Source organism: Actinomycetospora sp., from assembly GCF_055612215.1.
This window is the reverse complement of record NZ_JBVPVA010000269.1, coordinates 1-5,162: the sequence shown is the minus strand read 5'-3', so window position 1 is coordinate 5,162 and position 5,162 is coordinate 1. Positions and strand designations below refer to the sequence as shown.

At 72.5% G+C, this 5,162-nt stretch carries 5 protein-coding genes; all 5 read left to right on the top strand.

What is annotated here, in order from left to right; translation table 11 throughout:
- Nucleotides 1-90 precede the first annotated feature (90 nt).
- Nucleotides 91-906 carry a winged helix-turn-helix transcriptional regulator gene (locus AC0CYZ_RS07410; protein WP_472213825.1) on the top strand — a complete coding sequence of 272 codons (816 nt, stop codon included), beginning with the start codon at nucleotides 91-93 and terminating at the stop codon, nucleotides 904-906.
- An 85-nt stretch (nucleotides 907-991) separates the two neighbouring features.
- A complete protein-coding gene (gene mshD, locus AC0CYZ_RS07405) occupies nucleotides 992-1,897 on the top strand; it encodes a mycothiol synthase (protein WP_472213827.1) in 906 nt (301 codons plus the stop codon).
- 267 nt (nucleotides 1,898-2,164) lie between these two features.
- Entirely contained in the window at nucleotides 2,165-3,268 is a 1,104-nt protein-coding gene (gene pstS / locus AC0CYZ_RS07400) for a phosphate ABC transporter substrate-binding protein PstS (protein ID WP_472213823.1), read from the top strand.
- A 157-nt stretch (nucleotides 3,269-3,425) separates the two neighbouring features.
- Complete coding sequence (gene pstC / locus AC0CYZ_RS07395) at nucleotides 3,426-4,403, top strand: phosphate ABC transporter permease subunit PstC (protein WP_472213821.1); 978 nt, start codon at nucleotides 3,426-3,428, stop codon at nucleotides 4,401-4,403.
- On the top strand, nucleotides 4,403-5,162 hold a 760-nt coding region (pstA, locus tag AC0CYZ_RS07390; RefSeq protein ID WP_472213819.1), incomplete at its 3' end, for a phosphate ABC transporter permease PstA. The genes pstC and pstA, both read left to right, overlap by 1 nt.

Here is a 5,162-nt window from a genome sequence, read left to right as displayed (position 1 = left end):
GGGAGTCCCACGTGACATGCAACGCGCGAGCGGGTGACGGCGCGGTGAACCGGGCTAGGGTGCTCCACACGACTGTGGAGGGAGACAAGCGTGGAGCTCCTGCTGCTCACCGCCGACCCCGAACCGACGTCAGTGCTGCCGTCGTTGACCCTGCTACCCCACGGGCTCCGGACCGCGGCGCCCGAAGTGGCCGCGCTCCTCGACGCCGGACCGCACGATGCCGTCCTCGTCGATGCCCGGCACGACCTCGCCGCCGCCCGGAGCCTCTGCCGCCTCCTGGGCTCGACCGGGCTCGACGTCCCGGTCATCGCCGTGCTCACCGAGGGGGGCCTCGTCGCCGTGTCCCTCGAGTGGGGCGTGGACGAGGTGCTCCTGCCCGGTGCGGGCCCGGCCGAGGTGGACGCCCGGCTGCGCCTGCTGCGGGCCCGGCGCTCGTCCGACAGCGCGAGCGGCGAGGGCGCCCTGGTCCTCGGCGAGCTGGTGATCGACGAAGCCACCTACACCGCGCGGCTGCGCGGCCGTCCGCTCGACCTCACCTACAAGGAGTTCGAGCTCCTCAAGTACCTCGCGCAGCACGCGGGCCGGGTGTTCACCCGGGCCCAGCTGCTGCAGGAGGTCTGGGGCTACGACTTCTTCGGCGGCACCCGCACGGTCGACGTGCACGTCCGCCGGCTGCGCGCGAAGCTCGGCGCCGAGCACGAGCAGCTGATCGGCACCGTCCGCAACGTGGGCTACAAGTTCGTCCGGCCGGTGCGCGGCGTGCTCGCGTCGTCGACCGAGTCCGGCACCCCGAACCTGGGGCTCGACGAGGGCTCCGACGACGAGGACCCCGGCCGGGCGCGGTCGTGGGACACCGCCGACGACGCTCGCGTGGTCCGCCCCGCGGCGTGGGCCGGCGGGGCCTGACCAGCAGTTCCCGAGGCCGCCGGGGAGGCGGGTAGCGTCGCGCGCCGTGACGAGCCCCGCACCCCGGTGGACCCCCCCGGAAGAGATCACGCCGACGGCGGCGGACCGGGCGGAGATCGAGCGGCTGGTGGCGGCGGTCAAGCACGCCGACGGCGTGTCCGCCTGGTCCGAGCCCGTCCTGCTCGACCTCGCGACGCCCACCGGCCACGGCCGGCACCTGGTGGTCCGCACCGAGGACGGCGCCCTCGCCGCCTGGGCGCACGTCGAGGCCGGAGACCCCGACGACGTGGTCGTCGAGCTGGGCGTCGCGCCCGGTGCCCGCCGGCACGGCATCGCGACCGCGGTCGCGCGCGCGCTGCTCGCCGACCCCGCGATCCGGCCCGGGCACGCCCGGGTCTGGGCGCACGGCGATCGTCCGGGCTCGGCCGAGCTCGCCGGCGCGCTGGGGCTGGCGCGCGACCGGGACCTCTGGATGATGCGCCGTCCCGCCGGCGCGGAGCCGCTGCCGGCGCCGCGGGCGGTCGAGGGCGTCACGATCGGCCCGCTGCGGGTGGGGCAGGACGAGCCCGACGTCGTCGCCGTCAACGCCCGCGCCTTCGCCTGGCACCCCGAGCAGGGCGCGATGACCGTCGACGACGTCGTGCGCCGGGAGCAGGAGCCGTGGTTCGACGCCGAGGGCTTCCTGCTGGCCCGCGACGACGGCTCGGGGGCGCTCCTCGGCTTCCACTGGACGAAGGTCCACCCCGACGGGGCCCGCGACGGCGGACCGGTGGGCGAGGTCTACGTCGTCGGGGTGGACCCGGACGCGCAGGGCCGCGGGCTGGGGGGCGCGCTCACCCTCGCGGGGCTGCACCACCTCGCCGGGCGGGGTCTGCACGAGGTCGTCCTCTACGTCGAGGCGGACAACGCGGCCGCCGTCGCGACCTACCGGCGGCTGGGGTTCGAGGTGGACGCGGTGGACGTGTCCTTCGGTCTCCCGGAGGACATCTGAGCGCCACCTGCCGGTGACGCGCGCGCCGCCGGGTGAGCGGTCGGACACGAGGAGTGTGACGGCCGCAACCTCGCTGACCTGCTGTGACGAGTCTCGCCCCGATCGGTGGGGCGCAACCGGGCCTGTTCATCCCTCGTTCACCTCGCCAGCGTCGCTCGTCCACCCGCCCCCCATAACCTCCGCCTCGGTCGATGCAGCCCGTGTCGACCCGTACGCCCGGATCGCGGCACGACCGGCTCCGGGACGAGGACGAGACGGAGGATCTCTGTGAGGTTCCAGCGGCGCGCAGCGGCGATCGGACTGATCGCGGCCGGGGCGCTCCTGTTCAGCGCGTGCGGCAGTGACAACAACTCCGGCGGGTCCACCCCGCAGGCGGCGGGTGTCACCTGTGGCGGCAAGCAGGCGCTCAAGGCCAGCGGCTCGACCGCCCAGGCGAACGCGATCACGGGCTTCGTGAACACGTTCGAGCAGACCTGCGGTGGCCAGACGGTCAACTACACCGCCAGCGGCTCGGGCGCCGGGCGCAACGACTTCATCGGCGGCCAGACGGACTTCGCCGGCTCGGACGCGGCGCTCAAGCCCGACGAGACCGCGAAGGCCCAGCAGCGCTGCGCGTCGACCCCGCTGAACCTCCCGATGGTCTTCGGCCCGATCGCGATCGCCTACAACGTGGCCGGCGTGACCGACCTCGCGCTCGACGGCGCGACGCTCGCCAAGATCTTCAACGGCACCGTCAAGACGTGGAACGACCCGGCGATCGCCGCACTGAACCCGGGCAAGAACCTGCCCGCGGCGCCGATCGTCGTGAACTTCCGCTCCGACGAGTCGGGCACCACCCAGAACTTCCAGACCTACCTCAACGCCGCGTCGAACAACGCGTACGGGAAGCCGTCGACGCAGACGTTCAACGGCGGCACCGGGGCCGGCGCGAAGGGCAGCCAGGGCGTCACCGACGCCACGAAGAACACCCCGAACTCGATCGCCTACATCGAGGCGTCGTTCGCGCAGAAGGCCCAGCTGCCGACCGCGAGCATCGTCAACGCCGGGGGCGGCCAGCCCGTGGCGCTGTCCACCGACGCGGTGGCGAAGGCCGTCGACACGGTCAAGGTCACCGGCCAGGGCAGCGACCTGTCGCTCGACCTGTCGAGCCTCTACAAGACGACCACGCCGGGCGCCTACCCGATCGCGCTCGCGACCTACGAGATCGTCTGCACCAAGTACGCGGACCCGCAGACCGGCCAGGCGGTGAAGGCGTTCCTGCAGACCGCCCTCTCCCCGCAGGCCCAGGGCACGCTGACCCAGGGCGGTTACGTCCCGGTCCCGGACGCGTTCAAGCAGCGCCTCACGGGGTCGGTCAACGCGATCTCCTGACTCGGACCCGGGCCCGGCCGGGAACACCTCCCGGCCGGGCCCACCCGGCACGACCGACACGACGAGGCGGATCCGGAGAATCGTGAGCGAACGCACCACGGCGCGAACCGACTCGGAAGCCCCTGAACCCCAGGACACCCCGAGCGGATCGGCCACCATGAGCACCGTGACCGACACCGACCCCGAAACCCGGACGGGCGGCCGCGCACGAGCGGGGGGCGTCGGCGAACGGGTGTTCCGCGGGCTCACCACCGGCTCCGGCCTCGTCGTCGTCGCGGCGATCGCCCTGATCGGACTCTTCCTCGTCGTGCGGGCCGTGCCGTCGCTGCTGGCGAACCACGACGACTTCTTCACGAGCGCCGAGTTCAACACGACCGACGCGGCCAACCTGCGCTTCGGGATCCGGGACCTGCTCGTGGTCACCGTGCTCTCGTCGCTGATGGCGCTCGTCATCGCGATGCCGATCGGCATGGGCATCGCGCTCTTCCTGACCCAGTACAGCCCCGCGCGCCTGGCGCGGCCCTTCACCTTCGTGATCGGCCTGCTCGCCGCGGTCCCCTCGATCGTCTACGGCCTGTGGGGCATCCTCGTCCTCGCGCCGGCGATCGAGCCGATCGCCGGGTTCCTGCAGACCTACCTCGGGTGGTTCTTCCTCTTCTCGCCCGGCAACATCAGCCCGGTCCTGACCGGCACGATCTTCACCGCCGGCATCATCCTGGCGATCATGATCCTGCCGATCATCACCGCGACGACCCGCGAGGTGTTCGCCCAGACCCCGCGCTTCCACATCGAGGCCGCCCAGGCCCTCGGTGCCACGCGCTGGGAGGTCATCCGCATGGCCGTGCTGCCCTACGGGCGCAGCGGCTTCATCGCGGCCTCGATGCTCGGCCTCGGCCGCGCCCTCGGCGAGACCATCGCGATCCTGCTCGTCATCCGGGCCTCGACGAGCCCGTCGCACGGCAGCCTCTTCGACGGCGGGTACACCTTCGCCTCGCTCATCGCCTCGGCCGCCTCGGAGTTCAGCCAGCCGCTCCCGACCGGCGCCTACATCTCGGCGGGTCTGGTGCTGTTCGTGCTGACCTTCGTCGTCAACGCGATCGCCCGCGTGGTCGCGGGCGGGAAGGTGAACGGCTGATGTCGACCGCTCTCGACGCCCCGGACCGCCCCGCGGTCCCCGAGACCTTCCGCCGCGTCTCCACCGCCCGCAGGATCAAGAACCAGGCGGCGACGGTCCTGGTCACCCTGGCGTTCCTCATCGCGGTCATCCCGCTGGTGTGGCTGCTCGTCAGCGTGATCGTCAAGGGCCTGCCGGCGATCGTGTCGGCGGACTGGTGGACCCGCTCGCTGTCCGGCGTGACCCCCGACGAGACCCGGGGCGGCGTCTACCACGCGATCGTCGGGACCCTGATCCAGGCGCTCATCGCCGGGGTCATCGCGGTGCCCGTGGGGATCCTGGCGGCGGTCTACCTGGTCGAGTACGGCCGCGGCCGCCTCGCCCGGACCACCAGCTTCATGGTCGACATCCTCTCCGGCGTGCCCTCGATCGTCGCGGCGCTCTTCGTCTTCGCGCTGTTCATCTCGATCGGCGGCCTCGACCAGAGCGGCTTCCTCGTCGGCCTGGCGCTCGTGCTGCTCATGCTCCCGGTGGTCATCCGCAACACCGAGGAGATGCTGCAGCTGGTGCCGGACGAGCTGCGGGAGGCTGCGTACGCGCTCGGCATCCCGAAGTGGAAGACGATCCTGCGCATCGTCCTGCCGACCGCCCTCTCGGGCACGGTCACCGGCGTGATGCTCGCCTTCGCGCGCGTCATGGGCGAGACCGCCCCGGTCCTCGTCCTGGTCGGCTACGCCCGGGCGATCAACTTCGACCCGTTCAACGGCAACCAGGCCTCGC